General features: G+C 43.7%; 22 protein-coding genes. 3 read left to right on the plus strand and 19 right to left on the minus strand.

Going from position 1 to position 16,941, the window contains the following annotated elements; translation table 11 throughout:
* Positions 1 to 3: 3 nt before the first annotated feature.
* The 7 genes from A6049_RS11840 to A6049_RS11870 are packed head-to-tail and all read right to left on the minus strand — an operon-like array spanning position 4 to position 4,278.
* Positions 4 to 438, minus strand: coding sequence for a phage tail terminator family protein (locus A6049_RS11840; protein ID WP_063564826.1), 435 nt, complete (start codon positions 436 to 438; stop codon positions 4 to 6).
* Positions 435 to 983: an HK97 gp10 family phage protein gene (locus A6049_RS11845; protein ID WP_063564827.1), complete on the minus strand. Its 549-nt coding sequence runs from the start codon at positions 981 to 983 to the stop codon at positions 435 to 437. Before A6049_RS11845 ends, A6049_RS11840 begins: the two co-directional genes overlap by 4 nt.
* Positions 980 to 1,324: a DUF3599 family protein gene (locus A6049_RS11850; RefSeq protein ID WP_063564828.1), complete on the minus strand. Its 345-nt coding sequence runs from the start codon at positions 1,322 to 1,324 to the stop codon at positions 980 to 982. The genes A6049_RS11845 and A6049_RS11850 overlap by 4 nt, the downstream gene beginning before the upstream one ends.
* Positions 1,321 to 1,707, minus strand: coding sequence for a protein YqbG (gene yqbG, locus A6049_RS11855; protein WP_063564829.1), 387 nt, complete (start codon positions 1,705 to 1,707; stop codon positions 1,321 to 1,323). The genes A6049_RS11850 and yqbG overlap by 4 nt, the downstream gene beginning before the upstream one ends.
* Before the next feature lie 5 nt (positions 1,708 to 1,712).
* A complete protein-coding gene (locus A6049_RS11860; RefSeq protein WP_063564830.1) occupies positions 1,713 to 2,036 on the minus strand; it encodes a hypothetical protein in 324 nt (107 codons plus the stop codon).
* A 34-nt stretch (positions 2,037 to 2,070) separates the two neighbouring features.
* A complete protein-coding gene (locus A6049_RS11865) occupies positions 2,071 to 3,012 on the minus strand; it encodes a phage major capsid protein (RefSeq protein WP_063564831.1) in 942 nt (313 codons plus the stop codon).
* A gap of 30 nt (positions 3,013 to 3,042) precedes the next feature.
* Entirely contained in the window at positions 3,043 to 4,278 is a 1,236-nt protein-coding gene (locus A6049_RS11870; protein WP_063564832.1) for an XkdF-like putative serine protease domain-containing protein, read from the minus strand.
* A gap of 76 nt (positions 4,279 to 4,354) precedes the next feature.
* Here A6049_RS11870 and A6049_RS11875 point away from each other — a divergent pair, with 76 nt between their 5' ends.
* Positions 4,355 to 5,077 carry a hypothetical protein gene (locus A6049_RS11875; RefSeq protein ID WP_063564833.1) on the plus strand — a complete coding sequence of 241 codons (723 nt, stop codon included), beginning with the start codon at positions 4,355 to 4,357 and terminating at the stop codon, positions 5,075 to 5,077.
* Here A6049_RS11875 and A6049_RS11880 read toward each other — a convergent pair.
* Genes A6049_RS11880 through A6049_RS11900 form a run of 5 tightly spaced genes read right to left on the minus strand, consistent with a single transcriptional unit; the run spans position 5,074 to position 9,998 of the window.
* Positions 5,074 to 5,967: a phage minor head protein gene (locus tag A6049_RS11880; RefSeq protein ID WP_063564834.1), complete on the minus strand. Its 894-nt coding sequence runs from the start codon at positions 5,965 to 5,967 to the stop codon at positions 5,074 to 5,076. The two genes, A6049_RS11875 and A6049_RS11880, sit on opposite strands and share 4 nt — an antisense overlap.
* On the minus strand, positions 5,954 to 7,453 hold the full coding sequence (locus tag A6049_RS11885) for a phage portal protein (RefSeq protein WP_063564835.1): 1,500 nt from the start codon (positions 7,451 to 7,453) through the stop codon (positions 5,954 to 5,956). The genes A6049_RS11880 and A6049_RS11885 overlap by 14 nt, the downstream gene beginning before the upstream one ends.
* 12 nt (positions 7,454 to 7,465) lie before the next feature.
* Positions 7,466 to 8,800, minus strand: coding sequence for a PBSX family phage terminase large subunit (locus A6049_RS11890; RefSeq protein ID WP_095206062.1), 1,335 nt, complete (start codon positions 8,798 to 8,800; stop codon positions 7,466 to 7,468).
* Positions 8,781 to 9,671: a phage terminase small subunit-related protein gene (locus A6049_RS11895; RefSeq protein ID WP_063564836.1), complete on the minus strand. Its 891-nt coding sequence runs from the start codon at positions 9,669 to 9,671 to the stop codon at positions 8,781 to 8,783. Before A6049_RS11895 ends, A6049_RS11890 begins: the two co-directional genes overlap by 20 nt.
* A gap of 57 nt (positions 9,672 to 9,728) precedes the next feature.
* On the minus strand, positions 9,729 to 9,998 hold the full coding sequence (locus A6049_RS11900; RefSeq protein ID WP_063564837.1) for a hypothetical protein: 270 nt from the start codon (positions 9,996 to 9,998) through the stop codon (positions 9,729 to 9,731).
* A gap of 136 nt (positions 9,999 to 10,134) precedes the next feature.
* On the opposite strand from A6049_RS11900, the gene A6049_RS11905 reads away from it, so the two are divergent.
* Positions 10,135 to 10,560, plus strand: a complete 426-nt coding sequence (locus A6049_RS11905; protein WP_063564838.1) for a hypothetical protein — start codon at positions 10,135 to 10,137, stop codon at positions 10,558 to 10,560.
* Here A6049_RS11905 and A6049_RS11910 read toward each other — a convergent pair.
* From A6049_RS11910 to A6049_RS11940, 7 genes are all read right to left on the minus strand, one after another.
* On the minus strand, positions 10,555 to 10,764 hold the full coding sequence (locus tag A6049_RS11910; RefSeq protein ID WP_063564839.1) for a hypothetical protein: 210 nt from the start codon (positions 10,762 to 10,764) through the stop codon (positions 10,555 to 10,557). The two genes, A6049_RS11905 and A6049_RS11910, sit on opposite strands and share 6 nt — an antisense overlap.
* A gap of 136 nt (positions 10,765 to 10,900) precedes the next feature.
* Positions 10,901 to 12,205 carry a site-specific DNA-methyltransferase gene (locus A6049_RS11915; protein WP_063564840.1) on the minus strand — a complete coding sequence of 435 codons (1,305 nt, stop codon included), beginning with the start codon at positions 12,203 to 12,205 and terminating at the stop codon, positions 10,901 to 10,903.
* A 51-nt stretch (positions 12,206 to 12,256) separates the two neighbouring features.
* Entirely contained in the window at positions 12,257 to 13,075 is an 819-nt protein-coding gene (locus A6049_RS11920; RefSeq protein ID WP_063564841.1) for a hypothetical protein, read from the minus strand.
* A gap of 237 nt (positions 13,076 to 13,312) precedes the next feature.
* Positions 13,313 to 13,687 (minus strand): DUF6173 family protein, encoded by a 375-nt coding sequence (locus A6049_RS11925; RefSeq protein WP_063564842.1) that lies wholly within the window; start codon positions 13,685 to 13,687, stop codon positions 13,313 to 13,315.
* An 18-nt stretch (positions 13,688 to 13,705) separates the two neighbouring features.
* On the minus strand, positions 13,706 to 13,963 hold the full coding sequence (locus A6049_RS11930) for a hypothetical protein (RefSeq protein ID WP_063564843.1): 258 nt from the start codon (positions 13,961 to 13,963) through the stop codon (positions 13,706 to 13,708).
* Between the two features lie 514 nt (positions 13,964 to 14,477).
* Positions 14,478 to 15,314 carry an ATP-grasp domain-containing protein gene (locus tag A6049_RS11935; protein WP_063564950.1) on the minus strand — a complete coding sequence of 279 codons (837 nt, stop codon included), beginning with the start codon at positions 15,312 to 15,314 and terminating at the stop codon, positions 14,478 to 14,480.
* A 319-nt stretch (positions 15,315 to 15,633) separates the two neighbouring features.
* Positions 15,634 to 15,978 (minus strand): hypothetical protein, encoded by a 345-nt coding sequence (locus A6049_RS11940; RefSeq protein WP_063564844.1) that lies wholly within the window; start codon positions 15,976 to 15,978, stop codon positions 15,634 to 15,636.
* Between the two features lie 110 nt (positions 15,979 to 16,088).
* Between A6049_RS11940 and A6049_RS11945 the strand changes: the two genes are divergently transcribed.
* Positions 16,089 to 16,910 (plus strand): hypothetical protein, encoded by an 822-nt coding sequence (locus A6049_RS11945; protein ID WP_063564845.1) that lies wholly within the window; start codon positions 16,089 to 16,091, stop codon positions 16,908 to 16,910.
* The last annotated feature ends 31 nt before the right edge of the window (positions 16,911 to 16,941 follow it).

A 16,941-nucleotide genomic window follows, 5' to 3' on the forward strand; every position in this document is an offset into this window, starting at 1 on the left:
ATTTCACCTCTGATTCAAGATTAAAGAGCCCATCTTGTCGTAATCCACCCGGTTGTACTGATACCGGGAAGTCCACGCAAAAGTGAGCTGTGCCACGCCTTCATCTATAGTGCGAGAGTCCATTTTTCGGAGTCGCATGTATTTGCCCATGTTACGGCCATCCTCATCGATGATGGGAATGGCCATACGGGATTGTCTGATTGTCTGAGCGATTTGTTCAGCCTCATCAGCTGCTTGCTCGTCCGTTTTGGCGAATACCTTAACTGCCAAAGAACAATCCAATCGGTACGAACTGATAGAGCTGGGCGCGTCCGTTGTAATCGGCTGCGGGAAATAAAGAGACGGCACAACAAAATCCTGCGGCATTCGATCGGTGTAAACTTGAACGGGATGTACCCGAAAGCAAGCCGCCATGATCGATCCTACGTCACTATTCACCGGCGTCGTCCCCCTCGCCTATTGGCACGTCGGCCACTCGGCAAAGCATCCAGCCATTCCTGCAGACGACGTTCCAGGGATCGCTCAAATAAGCGCTCAAAGATCATCAGCGCCGTGTCCCAATAATGTGTACCCTCAATCCACTGGCGTCTGAGCATCATGCCCGTGCTTGCTCCGGGATCATAATCAAACCGTTCACCGTGCCAACGGCCAGGAACCCAACGCTGTTGCACACCCTCTTTTGTCGTCCAATGGCCGTCATTAACGAATTGGGCATATTCCAGATTGGTACCGACCTCAAGCCGCAACCCCCCATTAGACATTGACCAAACGTTATCACCATCGCCCCTGTCAAAACTGTTAAGCAGCCGCCGAGTGTCTACCGTCTTCGTCCGGATAATTTCATCCTGGATGAGCTCCAAAAATTCGAAACCCATGGCATCCAACCAAACAGCATATTCTTGTCGTAATCCACCATTGGCTGCCCGATCCAAACCGCTAATCAATTCGTCCAACCCGCGGATCTCTGCACGGTTCCTGCTCATAGGTTTCCCCTCCTGGTTGCTGTGACTTCCCAATGATGCCCCCGGAGATCCCGCGTCACCTGCAGCGTCAGTTCAACCCCGTTCCATACCACCTTGTCATTTACCCTGATATCAACATCCGGGAGAAAATGGACAAGAAAGGAATGTAGGATCTCGTTATTTGGTTCAGCCTGGTTGATAGTTTGGCCTTTCTCCACGAACCAACACGGCACATCAGCCGTGTCTGGTACCAATCCATATTTAAGTTCAAGCGCACCCGGCACGCCGAAACGGCCAGGTCCTGCGCTTGACTGCATATGGTAGATATCGCATCGATCAACCAACAAATCCTCGTAGCTCATAACAATCGCATCCTCATATTGACGTTACCCTGCACCGGCTGCGCTTTGAATTTACGCAACATGGCCAGGATAGACGCCTTACTGATAATCTGGCCGTTATCCAAGGTGTATGAATAACCGCCGATGTTTTCGGACTTGATACCTTTGGCAATTGACTCATCCCCATTAATCAAGGCATAGTATTGCGCCAGCTGGACCAAAGCTAAGCGTGCTGCAGGTGGCAGAACAGGGTAAAGGGTCGAATCACTAAAATCGTGACCGACCTCTTCAAATACTTCCGTCTCCGCCTGCAAAATGTCCATCTGCAGCAACTGTGGGGCTCTCGCCTTGACCTTCTTGAACACCGTGTAATCAATGATTTCTTGCGGTGTGATTAGAAGCATATTCTTTACCCCTGAAGCTTCAGGATTTGCTCAATCAGCTCGTCCTCCGAATTCGAATCTTCCGGGTTACCACCCAATTCTACCAGGAGGGAAAGTTGTTCATCTTCCGTCAGCTTTTTAAGCTGCGTTTTAGTGTATTTCTTGGTTACATCGGTACCGGCTGCAGGAGTAATCTTATCATCTGCCCTGACTTCCTCCAGATCCGAATGTCTTTTCAACAACGCTTCAGCTTCATCCTCGCTAACCTCGATCGGCTCATTGGGATAAAAAAAGCGCCCTCCACCAATGTGAAGCGCGCCCTTCTGTTTGTTATATTTCAAATACGGCATCTTTTGATGCACCTCCTGTTTAAAGTGTGGGATATTACAGCTTGTCACCAGACATCCAACCAACCGCATCGATTTCTCGGACAACTGCATCAGCGTAGGCAAACAAGATGTGATAAGTAGAGTCTTTCACAGCAGCAACAGCACCCTCAGCGGTACGTTTATAACGCAATTCGCGTGTAAACACAGGCTTCAGGTTGCTCATTGGGGTTAGTGCTGCAAAGCCGCTGCCCAAGTTTTCTACCACTTCAATCGGGAAGCCACCGATTTCAGTCAGCTTACCGTTAACCAATGTTGTATCCCCCAGGTTCGTAGGCCGTTTTGTGATTAGAGCCACAATTTTTTGATAAAGGCGTCTACTCATGAACCATGTCATATCAGGGAAGTTCAAGTACTTTTCGTCAAGAACCAGAGCGTGGTTGATGAAATCATCAATGGTAGGTTCGGCAGCTCCCAATTCTGTTTTGAAATCAGATGTCTTCATTTTTTTGACGAAGCCGTCCAAGATGGACAAAAACGGGTCAGCGGTTGTACCGTCAGCCAGTTTCGCCGTTGTATCGCCGTTAAACATCAGATCTTGGAGGTCGATACCGAATTGCGTTTGCACAAGGTCAATTACCTTGCTCTCAATATCTTCGTCACGAGCATTATCGTTGTACCAAACGTCATCATCCGCGATCCATTCATCCCAAAAAACTTTCTTCACTGCGTAATCAATCTTACCGTTAGTGATACCACCGACTCCCGTAGGACTCTCATCGCCAGTGTGTTGGCGAATACGGCGTTTTTTCACGCCCAACGTATCAATTTGCCCCGCTGGGGTATTGCGATAGAATGGAGCAAGTTTTGCCAATGTAGTTGCTTTTCCAACGGTATCGACCAAGAACGCTTGCGCATCGTTTCGTGGCATCGTAATGTTAACCGACTTGCGGATTGAAGCAAGCCCTTTGTCTTTGCTGATAATTGTTTGATTATCCAATTGATTCATCCTCTCGATTAGTTATTACTATTAGTTGTTAAAATGAGCCATGTAAGAGGGGCCAGCCGATTTCGTAACTTCCTGCTGTCCGCCAGCTTCTTCTTGACGGGAAATACCACGAGCTTTCTCCACAGTTGCCAACCGGGATTCAATCGGCGCTAAAGCTTCCTTAAGAACGTCCTTCAATTGATCCGCAATACCGCCTTCAGTCTCCGGTGTAGTCCCTTCCGGATTGTCACCTTCACCCTTCTCTAACTTGTCCAAACGATCAGTAACCGGAGCAAGTGCGCTCTTCACGATCTGCGCAATGTCTTCTTTCTTCACTTCTTCGTCCCCCTCATCGTCCTGCTCGTCATCTGCAGGAACTGTTTTGTTTTTCAAGTCGGTTAGTGCAGCAATGGCATCATCGATATGCTTCATGTTACCGTCGGAAATCTTCTTGCCTGCCTTAACAATGCTTTCAGGTGATTTACCAATGGCTTTTGCAATATCCTCTTGGATCAACACTTCTTGGGCAATTGTAATGAAGTCTTGGAGTGCTTCGCGGATCGTTTCAGGATCGCGTTCTACCTCACTGTTCCAATCGTCCCAATTGAAGATGACACTATTGAGCGCATCCTGTGCCGCCCAAAATTCACGACGTCGACGATCACGTTCGTATTTTTCAGCCACTTCGCCTTTAGCGATCTTCTCAGTGCTTCCACCCGTGAAGAATGCTTTCATGGTACGAAAAAAGCCCATAGCTTCGTCATCCGACTTGGCCACAGGCTCCTGATCTTGCTTTTCAATTGCTTCTGCGGTCCCGGCCATCGAATATCCGGTAATTTCACCGCTCTGAATTTGTTCCCAAATCTCATCACTTGCTTTCGTAACGAGTACCCACGACCCTTTAAGGATCGTCTCGTCACCCAATTCAAAATCTACAGGGGCAATGTAACACTCAACGACATCACCCACACCAGGATCAAAATCATGCTGCGTATCCATGACAGCACCTTTCGCAATTGCCAGGTTGCTCATGAATCCATGAACAGCTTTTTCAATCTCAGCTGCGGTCATCATATCACCATGTGTATCTTCTGCTCCTGGCTCATACACCACACCATATACAAGCTTATTCGCGTCTTCTGCCTTTGCAATCAGCCTGACTTGCTTCTGGAAATCTGGCTTCTTAGCGGATTTAGTAAGGAAGAACCGTTTTTGGTTCGCGCCCTTATCAACATAACTTATATGCGTGATATCCACGTTGGTTAATTCTCTTGGCATTCAATTTTCACCTCCTCTCAATAATTGGTGTATAATTACAATTGCACTAAATACATAAAAGAAATGAGGATTACAAATGTTTCCAAATATTCATTCTTTATCGAAAGAAGAAAACCGATTAATTGAAATTGCTCAAGAAAAGTATCATATATATTTTGATTTAGCTAATCATTTAGCTACTTTCCAATCTAATTTCTTAAAAAGTAATATTCAAAAGGAAGCCAATTTTTTTATTGGATTTATGAATCAATCTAATACATCTTCTCTTCTTTCACTGCTCTCGATTCTAAGACATCATACGATTCAAGCAAAGTTAACTATGAGGCACTCTTTGGAAGCTTCAATGAGTGCATGCTATGCACTTGATAATCCAGATCAAGAAAAATTTTATACAGTTAATGGTGAAGAATTGATATTCAAAAAAAAGTTTATGGAAAAAGTGTATGACTGGATCAAGGACGATTATCCTGAACAATCAAAGATTATAGAGTCTGATAAAAAAGTCCTCAATGGTTACACACATTCTAATTTCAAAACAGTCGCCCTAAATGTTAGAGAAATGAATAATGGCCAAATTCTTTCTACACGTTTTTTTGATAATTCATATGATGATTTCCTGAATATTAATATGACTCAGTTAGAGCTTTTCGCTTATTCAACATCGGTCATGAATATGCTAGATTTATATGAAGTTGTTATCTCAAACTCCGATTACGTGGATCTAGCAGATAATTTTGTTAAAGAGAAAACTGTACTTGCATCCATGCTCCGTTCTATACCCATTCCTAACATGAACTAAGTTAAATCTCTCAAAACTTTTTGTTGTATCTCCTCCTTCTCTTCCTGACTAAGATCAAGGATATTCTTATCTGTCACAGGTGACATAACACACTTGCAACCAATTCGCTCTTCCGGGGGAAGAGAAGGGTCTCGGGGATAATCTCCACTATGACCATTTACGTCAAAGGGATCGTCAACCGGAATCTCATCCCCATCCATCTTTACGTGAGCTTCCCGCGGATTATTGTTTTTACTCCCGCTGTGCCTCCACCGCTTGGAGATTACTGATGGACTTTGCTTGTACGCTTCCCACTGGCTCCGACTTGACGCGGCCAGTATCTCCGTTTGTGCGGTGACCCGAGCACGTTCACGATCAAACTGCGGAAGATCCTTGATCCGCTGAACAGCTTGCTGAACCGATTCACCCTCGTCCACGGCTGTGATCAGGGCTTCTTCCACGGCCTTGTGTGAGTTGAGGGCCATAATCTTACCAAGATCATCGCCCCACTCCTTAATCCATTTGGTCGTACGACCTGATAGGGTTTTAAAAGAAACGTCCTTATCAATGGCAAACATCATGTCGGCCACCAGATCCGTGATAGTCAGTGTCAAAAAGACAGATGCTTCAATCCCCAAAAGTTCAGCGAGTTCATCAGCAGCAAATAGATCATTCATGACATAATTAATGATCGTTTCAAGGGTTTCATCTTTGGCAACGAATGAATTTATGCCGTTCACGAAATGCTTACGTTGACCACGTAGCAGCTTGGCGACCGCCGATTCAAAGTCTTCCACGTAATCCGGCACCTTTTGGAGTCCGGGGAAATCCGGGATATCCTCTGTGATGTCGCCTTCCTCGGCTTTGACGATGGTTGCAATGGATGTCAGCAAACGGTCAATTGGTTCCATGGCCCATGCCCTCCAGTACGTCCCGCAAGTCTTTCAGCACATTGACGATCTCAGACGATGGTGAAGCCCCCTTTTGCAAAGCAATCGGGAATGTACTGCCTGTCTGCTGTTGTCTAAGAGACAACGGTATATTGGCTCCCTCGTCTTCGAAGGGTTCAACCGTTTTGCCGAGGATCTTGCCCACATCATCGCGAACATCATTCGGGGATACTCCACCGATCTGATTATAAACAGTCAACAGTTTGGCTTTGTCTTCGCTGTCCGAAATGTCTGGTCCTTCGAAGAAGACTTCGACATGCTGAAGGTTATATGGTTCAAGCAATACATTATTCAGGATGAAAGCCAGGCTATCACGTTCAGGTTGGAAAACCTGTTCCTCAGTGATTTCCCTGGCTTTGTCGGCGGTAGCTCTGTTGAAATCCCGACTGCGTCCGACAAAAATATCCGGCAATCGGAATGCGGACTGCTGTTTCATACGTGAGTTATCGTCATATATTTGAAAAAGTGCATCACTTTGAAGGATGTCGGCCAACGATTTCATTTCAATATCGACCTTGGTCTTTTCATCCTCAGTAATTCCTTCGTCCAATCCTTCCACCTCAAGGATTAACCATTTATGCGCATGATCAACACCATTCAGATTGCTTGCATATTCTTCGAGTTGCTTCACGCTCTCGTCTGTTAGCAGTCCGTTTTTGACAAGTATGGCCATTGGCACATGGCGGCCTTGATCAAAATAGTTCAGATTCAGGATTTCCGCCTTACGACTGCCCGACATATGCGGCGACTGGCTAATCCAGCGTGGTTCGCCATATGCCCCGCTGCCAATTTTCAGATGCAGGATTTCGTTAGCTTCTTCTTCTGGGAGAATACCTTCGCCATACTGACCTGTCTTCCAGGACATTTTACGGGGATCGCCAAACGCTTTGAACCAGACCTTCTTTCCATCAATCTCCTGCTGGTAACGACGGAATCGCTTCTTACGTTTAAATTCCCTACCATTGCGGATAACGGATACTTCCACATAATCACCGAGTTTGGAAGCCTTAATATGTTCTGGTTCCATGTTCTCCGCTTCAATGGGCATATTGGTACCGTCACGAATAATCTCAATGTATCCATTCCCCGTTTGCTCACGGTGCATAATCGCTTCTGCCCAAATGTCTTTGAATGGTTTATCAAAATTGAAGAATTGCAGGATGTCCTTTACTTGATCCCACTCGGCTTTCATTTCGGTTGTCTCTGCGACATCGGTGTCGTCCCGCTTGTAACGCAGACCAAACCCGAAACCAGCGATATTTTGCTTGTATGCATCAATACATTGAGGGACTACTGTGCTTTCCTTACTCATCTCGATTAAATCGACTGGATGATAGAGAGGATAAATGAGATCACCGAAGGAACTGGGATCATCCTTGATGGCAGTTGAAGTGCTGCTCTTGCTGACTGAAGTCGATTTAATAATTCGTGCGTTGACTCTTCGCATGCGGTCTCCCTTCTACCGACCTCGGCTCGGGCGTTCTCGCTTCGGCCGCGGTGTCGGTGCGTTCTCCCTTTCGGAACGTCGTTGCTTCGCACGTTGCATCAGGTAATCCGTATGGACACCATACCGCCGTGCATCACATGTATGGTCGTTCTGCTTAATGGGCTTGTCTTCACCGCGCTGAGCGGCTTTATTATCCCAAATGTAAGAAACCAACTCTTTGAGTGAGTTGGAGTTGTCGGCAGAAATATAAAGTTCGTTGTTCTGAAATCGATTGGAAACAGTTTGTATGCCATCCAATACGGCGTTTACAGCCGCACGAATATGACCTATGCCCCTGCGCTTCAGCTCAATGATGAAAGCCTTGGCGCTTGGGTCAATGAATATTGCATACTCATCACCATCAGCAAAACCTTGAAGGTCATCGGCATATTCGCTGTTCGTCTTCTCTCCCTTTAACTTGATGTCGTGGTAATACTCATCCAACTCGTAATAAACATCACCCAGGACCCCGTATTTAAGAAATGTGGTCGGGTTGTTGGCTCCGTAGTCAACACAAAGGAACTTACGATCAAACTTTGTAGGAAACCACTCACGCGGTTTCTTGTGGAGCTTGTCGCTGAACTTGGAGAATATAACGCCCTCAGCCATAACCCACAGTCCAAGAATAAAACGGTCATAGAATATCCCCGTGTACATCCTCCGGTACCGATCCCGAACACGTTCGGACAGTGATAGGTTATCCTCCATCGTATAGTGAAGATGAACGGCACGCTTAACGATCAGGTTGTCCAGCCATTCCACCTTGAACCAGTGGTACGGACCTGCAGGGTTACAGTTAAACCACATCTTTGCATCTTCAACCGAACAACGGGCAGTTGCCTGATCCACGAAGGACTTAGGCATCAGGGCTACCTCATCAAAGAACATGCCCGCCAAGGTGATACCTTGAATCAATTCTTGTGAACGTTCGTCCTTACCCCCAAAGAGGAAAAACTGGTTACTTACAAGACCACGGGATACAGTCAGTACGTTATCTGTCTTGTTGTCATGCACCTGGTACCCACGACTGGCCAACATCCTTTTAAGTGGACCAACAACGTTACGGCGCAGCGCACCGATCGTCTTTCCTGCCATACCAAATTGCTCAGACCGGAACATTTCCGTTGCCCAAACGATGTATGAAAAGGACATGGCCACTGTCTTGCCGGCACGAACCGACCCGTCGCAAATGATGGCATCCCTATCATGATGAGGGCTTTCAGGCATCCACCATGTCAGGACTTGGACTTGCTTATCAGAGAAAGGCTGCCACTTGAAAGGTGAAGGTTTAAGCTTCAGTGTTGCCATCTTTAACCCACACCTCCGCAGCTCGTCCCCTCAGAGCATCCATAAAGCCGTCATCCTCAACTTTATCCGGTTCAGTACCGCCGCGTTTGATCATCAGCTCATGTTTCAGCATCTCAATCCGGACGCGTTTCTCTTCGTCCAGGAGTCTGGCCTTCATCTCAATTGCCTTTAGCTTCTGAGTCTGCACACGGGTTAACGCTTCTTCAAGTGATATGATGTCATCGATTACGCGGAAGGTCTTTTCTTCGACCTGAGATTCGACCAGCTCCGTTCGTGTCACAGGAATGGTCTTCGTTTTACCCGTCATTTCATCATGAACCGTCATGGCTTCCTTGATTGATTTGAGCTCGTAAAGAACACGCCGTTCCCTCTCGGTCAGACCGTCGGTCAGTCTCTTGATCCGAAGCAACATCCTACGTTCGCGGATCTCAAACTTCATTATGGCTTCATCAGCTTGTAGAATCGGGTCAGTATCAATCAGATCGATGAGATCCAGCTCGTCATCTTCCAAAGCATCAAGCCAAATGGTTTCATATTCACCTGTGGTTACGGCTTTCTTATTCCCGTATGGTCCACCGTTTCCGCCTTTATTGCCGACAGCACGTTTATTCCCTGGCGGTGCTCCCCCGCGATTCCCAACAGCGTTCTTGTTACCTTTCGGCGGGCCTCTTCGTTTGGTAACGTTACTAATGGTTTCAATGGTAACGTTACTATTCAACTCAGCCGCCCAACCGTCCTGAGACTTCCACTTTCGAATTTGAGTCTCCCCAACAGAAAGAGCGGCGGCGATGTCCTTTAACTTCATCAACCCGCCACTCTCCAGCCACATCAGCTTAGCCTTGTCCCGTTCAGGACTTCTCTCTCTGGCCATCTACATTCATCACCACCCCCAACAAAGAAGGACCGTGACAGTCACCCATCACAGCCCCTATTTCACTACAGTGTATTCAGATTCAAATTCAGCCTGCTTCATATGTTTCAGTGTCCCCGTTGCGTCCTTAACAATATAATCACCGACTAGCACCACCAAGGGTTTCAACGGGTCTACGATTACGCGAAGCTCTACAACGTTCCCCGCCAGATTGATCGAAATGGGAAACTGAACAAAAGCGAAGATCTCGTCTGTATGCGTTGAGCTGTTTCCCTCGAACTGAATGGCCGTGGCCGGAATGATTTTCTGATAGCTTTTAACGGACATTGTTCTCCCTCCATTCATTTTACATTACTAATTTCTTTATTTGTTGACCATCTACATTCATCACTACCCCCGTAAAATACTAATGTTAAGTTTCAATCACACCGATATAATCATAAAACTACAGGAGGTTAAGCACATGTCTTTCAATAGAATTTATAAAATTGAAGAGGAACTGAGGTCAATAAAAGTAGTTACCCCAGACGATATTCAAGATGCAAAAAACAAGTTGGTCGATTGTTTAAAATTTGAACAAACTACTACGTTAGAACTGAAGAATACGAAAACCAAATTTGAGAGCCAGTTAGTCACACCATCTGCCCTATCAAATCATTTAGCAGTTATCGCTATCATAATGTCTGTTGCGATGGGATCATTTAGTTTGAGTACGTCTGATAAGGGTTTTCTCGCAATCGTTTATTTATTCTTTTTGTTAAGCATCACAGGATTGCTATTATATTTTGTTAAGATTAATAGTAATGCTTACAAAAAATGCAGTACATACACAATTCTCATTAAACTCATTGATGAGATATTAGAAGATCAAAATTCTATGGGATCATAGGTCGTCCTGCTGAAGCTTGATATCCAACTCGATGAGACGTTCCAGATCCTGAACGGTCTGCATCTTTATATTTCCAGCCTGCAGGTCTTTAACCCACTGGGCAATGGATGCCTTAACGATCTTCCTGTATTGCTCTTTACTCTCAAGGATACCCTCGGCGACTTCAAGCTCGTGCTGCAACAAAATTTCACTTGGTGTTCTCATGCGTATCCCTCGGCTTTCCTGTATTATGGAATGCGAGATAGCGGATGTTGTCGATAATGCCGCGCGCGGCGGGCCGCTATCTCAGCCGGGGGATACCCTGGGTGTTAAGGAGGACGTTACCGCGTCCTCCTTTTTATCATGTCATGGGAACTACACGATGAATAAGTACAGGCTTAGTGCCGGTGGACTCCTGATACCGCTGCTTGATTACATCGCAGAACTTTGGGTCAATTTCCATCGTCCTACATACTCGATCCATCTGATCACAAGTCATCAACGTGGACCCGCTGCCTCCGAAGAGATCCACAACGTTATTTCCAGGTCGACTGCTGTTCTTAATTGGTATGGCCAATAGTTCCAGTGGCTTCTGCATGGGATGAACGTACTTTCCGACATCTCCACGGGATACCTCCCAGACCGTCGATTGCTCAGGCTCTTCTACTGGCAGACCAGAACGCCAAACTGTAGTTTGCCGGCGGTCACCATACCAGCCAGGAGCCTTCCCTTTTATGTGTCCATAGAAAACAGGTTCATGTTGCCAACGGTACTGTGACCAGCCGAAAGATGCTGCGTTCTTCACCCAGACACATTGACTACGGACCACAATGCCTGCAGCGTTCATGGCATCCTCAAATTCTCGTTGATAAGACGATGGGTGAAACACATAGATGCCCGCTTTATGTTCCATTAGGCCCGAATACCTCTGAAAAACGGCATGTAAAAAGCCCGCAAATTCCTCTGCAGGCATGTCATCGTTTTGTATACTGCTCCGGCCGTCTGCGGCAAGGCGCGCCGAATCGCTCTCTATAGCAACATTGTATGGCGGGTCGGTCACTACCAGGTCGGCCAGCTCCCCATCCATCAGGCAACTGACATCCTCTTCGCTAGTGGAATCCCCGCACATCAATCTATGTGGACCAAGCTGCCAGATATCGCCCCGTTGTGTCTCAGGAGCCTGAATATTATCCAGTGCACCTTGAACGTCGAAATCATCCTCAATGACCGGAACTTCAATCTCCGTATCTGGAACAGTACCAAACTCTGCGATCAGATCCTCAAATTCCTCCTGGTCAAAGCCGGACAGTGTTAAATCTGCCCCGCTTTCCTGCAATTCGTCCAACAACCTGCCCAAAGCTTCATCATCCCAGCGCCCTGAAACCTTGTTCAAAGCAATATTCAAGAGCCGTTCTTGCTGATCGTCGAGATCCACCACGGATACCTGCAGCTCAGTGTGACCCAGCTCGTTGACCATGATCTTATACCGTTGATGGCCACCGACCATATGCCCAGTGCGTTCGTTCCAGACAATCGGCTCAACATAACCGAATTCTTCTATGCTGCGGCGAAGCTTCTCATATTCCAGATCGCCTGGCTGGAGATCAACGCGGGGGTTGTAGGCAGCTACATTAATCTGATCGATTGGCATGATTCTGATGTTCATAAAACTCTCTCCTTCCTAACTAAAAAATAAAAAAGCCACTCATAGAGTGACTTATTTTAATTCTTGATGTAGTGATGCTAATGCTTGGGTAGCTTCTCGCTTCTTTTTATCCCTATCTTTTTTAGCCAATTCCTCATCTAAGATTAGTTCAATACCAATTCGGACTATAGGAAACGCCTTTAAGCACTCTTCCTCTGTAAGTTCATGTACCCCTTTACTAAGAATCGAATATATTACTCTATTTACTACAAGGAATTCAGGTAAGTGCTGCTTCAAAAGCGCTACCTTTTCATGCATTCTGGCAGATAAAAAAAGTGACTCGTCCCACTGTGGATCATTGATAGCTTCTTGGTGTGCTTTTTCAATTAATTTTTCGAAAATTCTTCTGAGATATACAAATGAACCTATTCCAACCCCATGAGAAAATAAACCTATAGCCTTATTTAATTCATGATTGTCTGTTTTATCCAAAACAGATCTATATTTTTTAGTGTCTGCACTTAATAAATCCGCAACTGTGGGGAATTGTCCAATTTTTATAAAATCAATGTAATTAGTCAATTCTTTATAAACAGAAAAATAAAATGTTACAAAGTGATCCTCTTTCCTCGTACATCTCAAAGTCAGAGTTCTAAAAACAGTTTTGCCATATGGAATGCTATCTGAAAAATCAATTACTTGTGGAGTTACACCAATGGTCTTAGGTCCTGTATCTTTCAACTTATGAAACACGCTATCTCGCCCACATTCTTTACAGAAACAATCATAACTTATGTTTCCATTAAACAATTCATCGATTTCCCAGAACTCGCTTCCTGCAATTCTCATTGAACTATACAAACCGTTATTCAATAAATTAATAATATTCATTTATGTATCCTCACTTCCTTAAGAATCTAGTAATTATATTAGACATTCCATATTCGTTTCCCTTTATTAGTGTTGAGTTGGTTTCAACGATTGGGTGACCATCATATGCATGCGTACACTCACTCAGATGCTGTTCTCCGCTCTTCAAAGGACTTGCGCCTGCAAACGGACGTTCTCACTGAATCAAGCTTAAAACGGCTCACATCTCGTCATATGAGAGCAAAAGAAAAACACCCGTTAAGGTGTCGTGGTATTAAATCCAATCTGTCTCTTTGGTTCTTCCGGTTCTTTTCTCTGCATTGCCGTAAGCAAGAAACTGATTTGGGTAACGTGTTGTACTAGATGTACAGGGTCACCATTATCTAAGATGCCACTGAACATAATCAAGCTAGGGTTTTCATAGCTTACATCTGTGATATGGAAAGTAAGTGCTTGACCATAAGAAACTAACCTTACCCCTACTTCTTTTGAATCGTCCAAACTCTGATCAAAGTTATTGATCATTCTAACGATTTTCTTGTAAAACTCACTCGCGGTATTTTCTGCTGGCGTGTTGACAGGTTTCACCACTTCAAAACTTGGTAAATCAAAGTGCGGTACTTTAAAATCCATTTTTTAACCTCCTCAATCTTAAATTTTTCCTGCCTCTTTAAGTTCGACGTATTCTCGACCAGCTTTAGTAAGTTTTGCACCATTAGCGAAGACGATTAGAATCTTGTTGGTCGATCCGCCCCTGGAAAAAGATATGCTTTCAGCAAGTTTATCATCGTGAATCTGTTCCATCCATTCATGGAATGATTCCTTATCTGCTCCGATATCTTCTTTCTTCGGCTCTTTGCCTGATTGAATAACCTTTAGAATTTCATAAACTACATCTCGATCTGACATCTGGTAACATCCCTTCTTATGTTGTTTAGGGATATTTTACCTCTTTTGGACAAACTGGTCTACTACAGAACTGCTTCACTCCATCCCATCTGCCCCATACACAACCTTTGCATTTCTCTGGCTGCTTTCTGGGTCGTGCCCGTTTCCTTTTACGTCTTCTGCCGCTAATCATATAAACCTCCAATAAAAAAAAGCCGATCCGCGAAGGAACGACTTTAAATGTGTTATGTATTATGTTGTTACGTCCTAAAAGCATGCGCCCGGACGGTCGCCGCAAAAACGCTGCGCTCTTCGCTTTAAAGCATACGAACTTTGTAACTATAGAGGAAGAACAAGACCATTTTACTGAAGATACCAAAAGCGGGTCAAGGAACAGAAAACGGGTGAGTCCCGATGATTTGGAACAAACCCGTCGTTTCCTGCTTATCCCTTGCTATTTCGCAATTAGACCCTAGCGTACTTTGCCTCGACATGTTTACGATCATTTCGTTACTATCAACCGAATGATATGGGTTTATCCTAAAGGATTAGGCTTCAAGGCTTTTATTAAAGAATCCTTCATATTTCGAATAAACTCGGCGCGAGTTTCAGGAGAAAGTTCCAACAGAGACAGATAAGGATTTAAGTCCTCCAGTTCAACTAATAGTAGTTCTCCTGATGGTGTGCGACACGCATCCACACGTTGAATACCGCAGTCAATGTTATTCCAATCAATAAACTTTTGAGCAAAAGATAAATCTTGTTCAGTAGGTGTATATTCTTTCAATTCCCAACGTTTCTCTTTATCCGGTGCATACAATGCGTACTGAAAGTCCTTGTCAATGAAGTAAAAGGATACCTCGTATTCAAAGGGGATAAACGGCTGTACTAGGATACTATTGTTTTCATTATCAATCTCATTAGTTAGTTCTTCTTGAGAAATTCGCTTCATTCCGATTGAATCAGCGCCATCTTTTGGTTTAACAATGAAGTGTTCAACATCAGGTAGATATTTAACATTTTCAACGGAATCTATCGTGGGTATAACAGGGAAATTCATATTTGTTAATTCCAGCAAATATTCTTTTCCATTCATATCTGCTTTGCCATTAAATGAATTGTAAGTATTTAATTGCTTATCCACTATTCTCTTGCGAAAAGCTTGATACTTTTCTTTAAAATTGGCAACAGGACCTGCATTTCGAAAGACGATTAAATCTACAACATCCTCGAAGCTCTCGACATCCTCCGGATGGCAAATAATCAAGTCAAACTCTTTTCTAAGCTGGGAAGTGAGGTACAGGTCTTCTTCATAATAGTTTCTGCCTTTAGCTGGATAATAAAGGTCTGTTACAAATAACAACTTCTTCAAGTAGGAGCACCTAACTTTCGTATTTTTTTTCATTAATTCATTCTTAACATATTATACGATGTTAATCTCCTATTCAAAGAAAATAAGAAAAAGCGAGAAGAGGAACGCCCCGGTCATGTGCCGCATTGTGCAGCCGTGCGTTTCATTCGCGCCTTTTTCTATGCTCCTAATGTATCATGGAAAATTGGTCATGTGGGGTTCAAAATGGTCTCAAGAAAAACCATTATTGGGTCATTATAGGTTCAAAATTCTGAAAATATAATGTTGTACTAAAGTCAAACGAGCCTTAAATTCTTTAAGGCTCGTTTGACAATTCAGTTTATTCGAAAGTTACACTCTCACTTTTACCATTCCAATCAATTTTAAATATGATTGGATCTTTGGTTTTATCAGAATCGGTCACCAATCCAGAAATCTTAAATGGTGTTTCCTTTGTGCCATAAGCCTTACCCTCTTGGTCGATATTCGTACCAGTCACACCATATACCAGATCATTTATTTGTGTCTCATCCCCAATATATGTGATGCCAAATGATCCTGTTGATCTCTGGAATGCGACATCCCAGTGTTCACTTTTAATATGTTTAATATCACCATTTCCACATGCGCCTAAAATAATCAAAAGAAAAGTCAAACAAATAAATAACGATAATATTTTTCTCATGTTATTTCCCTCCTACCTAATTATAACCTAAAATGTGAATTTTGATTCAATAACTGGGACTTAGGTTAATTAAGAAATGAAATAAAAATCCAAAATTTAGGAGAGATAAGATGAGGAAAGTAAAGAAGTTATTTAGTACATTATTAGCAACAACGATGTTATTTGGCTCCGTCTCCGTTGCAGCCGCTTCACCAAACGGAGAAGTATTTCCTAATGAATCAACCGTTCCGGAAGGCTTCAAAGTAATTAAGGAATATGATACCGCTGACGAAAGTAATAAAGTTGATATGCAAGTAGAGGGACGTAGCTTCAACCCTGATTATGAAACTAATACTAATACTTTTAGTACATCTCAATCTACCAACTCTACAGAAGAAGTAGATTATGAAATTATAAAGAATGAGACATATATCTACAGAGATTTACAAAATATTGAAACAGGCGAAGTAGTTACTCAATTCAAGACCGATATGGTAGTGAATGCTGACCAATTTCATTGGACAGGCACTAACAAAAATAGCGAAAATACAGTTAATTTAACAATCACACTGTACTATCATGCAACAACTAAAAATCGATTCATATACAACGGCTTGGATAAAGTTTACTATCGGTATGATAAAGGCACCAATTGGAGCACCAATAATGCTAAACCCACAGGTACAAATTCATGTCAAGTAATTCAAATTGGTCCAGGAATCGACACCAAGGCAAAGAATCAAAAATATGATTGTTCCCGAAATTTTACACTTGTAGATTTTGGTAAAACATATTTAGTAACCCCTCCTTCAAGTTGGGTAGAAGTTCTTGAAGATGGATTGGCATCTCAAGTAGGTCTCAAAGTTCAAACGAGTTTTATAAATCAGTCTAATAATAATAAGGTTTTCAATTATGGGTGGGAATTAAAAATTAAAGGTCAGAGTCCTATTTGACCTTCTTATATGGAAGCTAAAATCCAACTGG

Origin of the sequence: Paenibacillus sp. O199 (genome assembly GCF_001636635.1) — a bacterium.
Taxonomy (GTDB): domain Bacteria; phylum Bacillota; class Bacilli; order Paenibacillales; family Paenibacillaceae; genus Paenibacillus; species Paenibacillus marchantiae.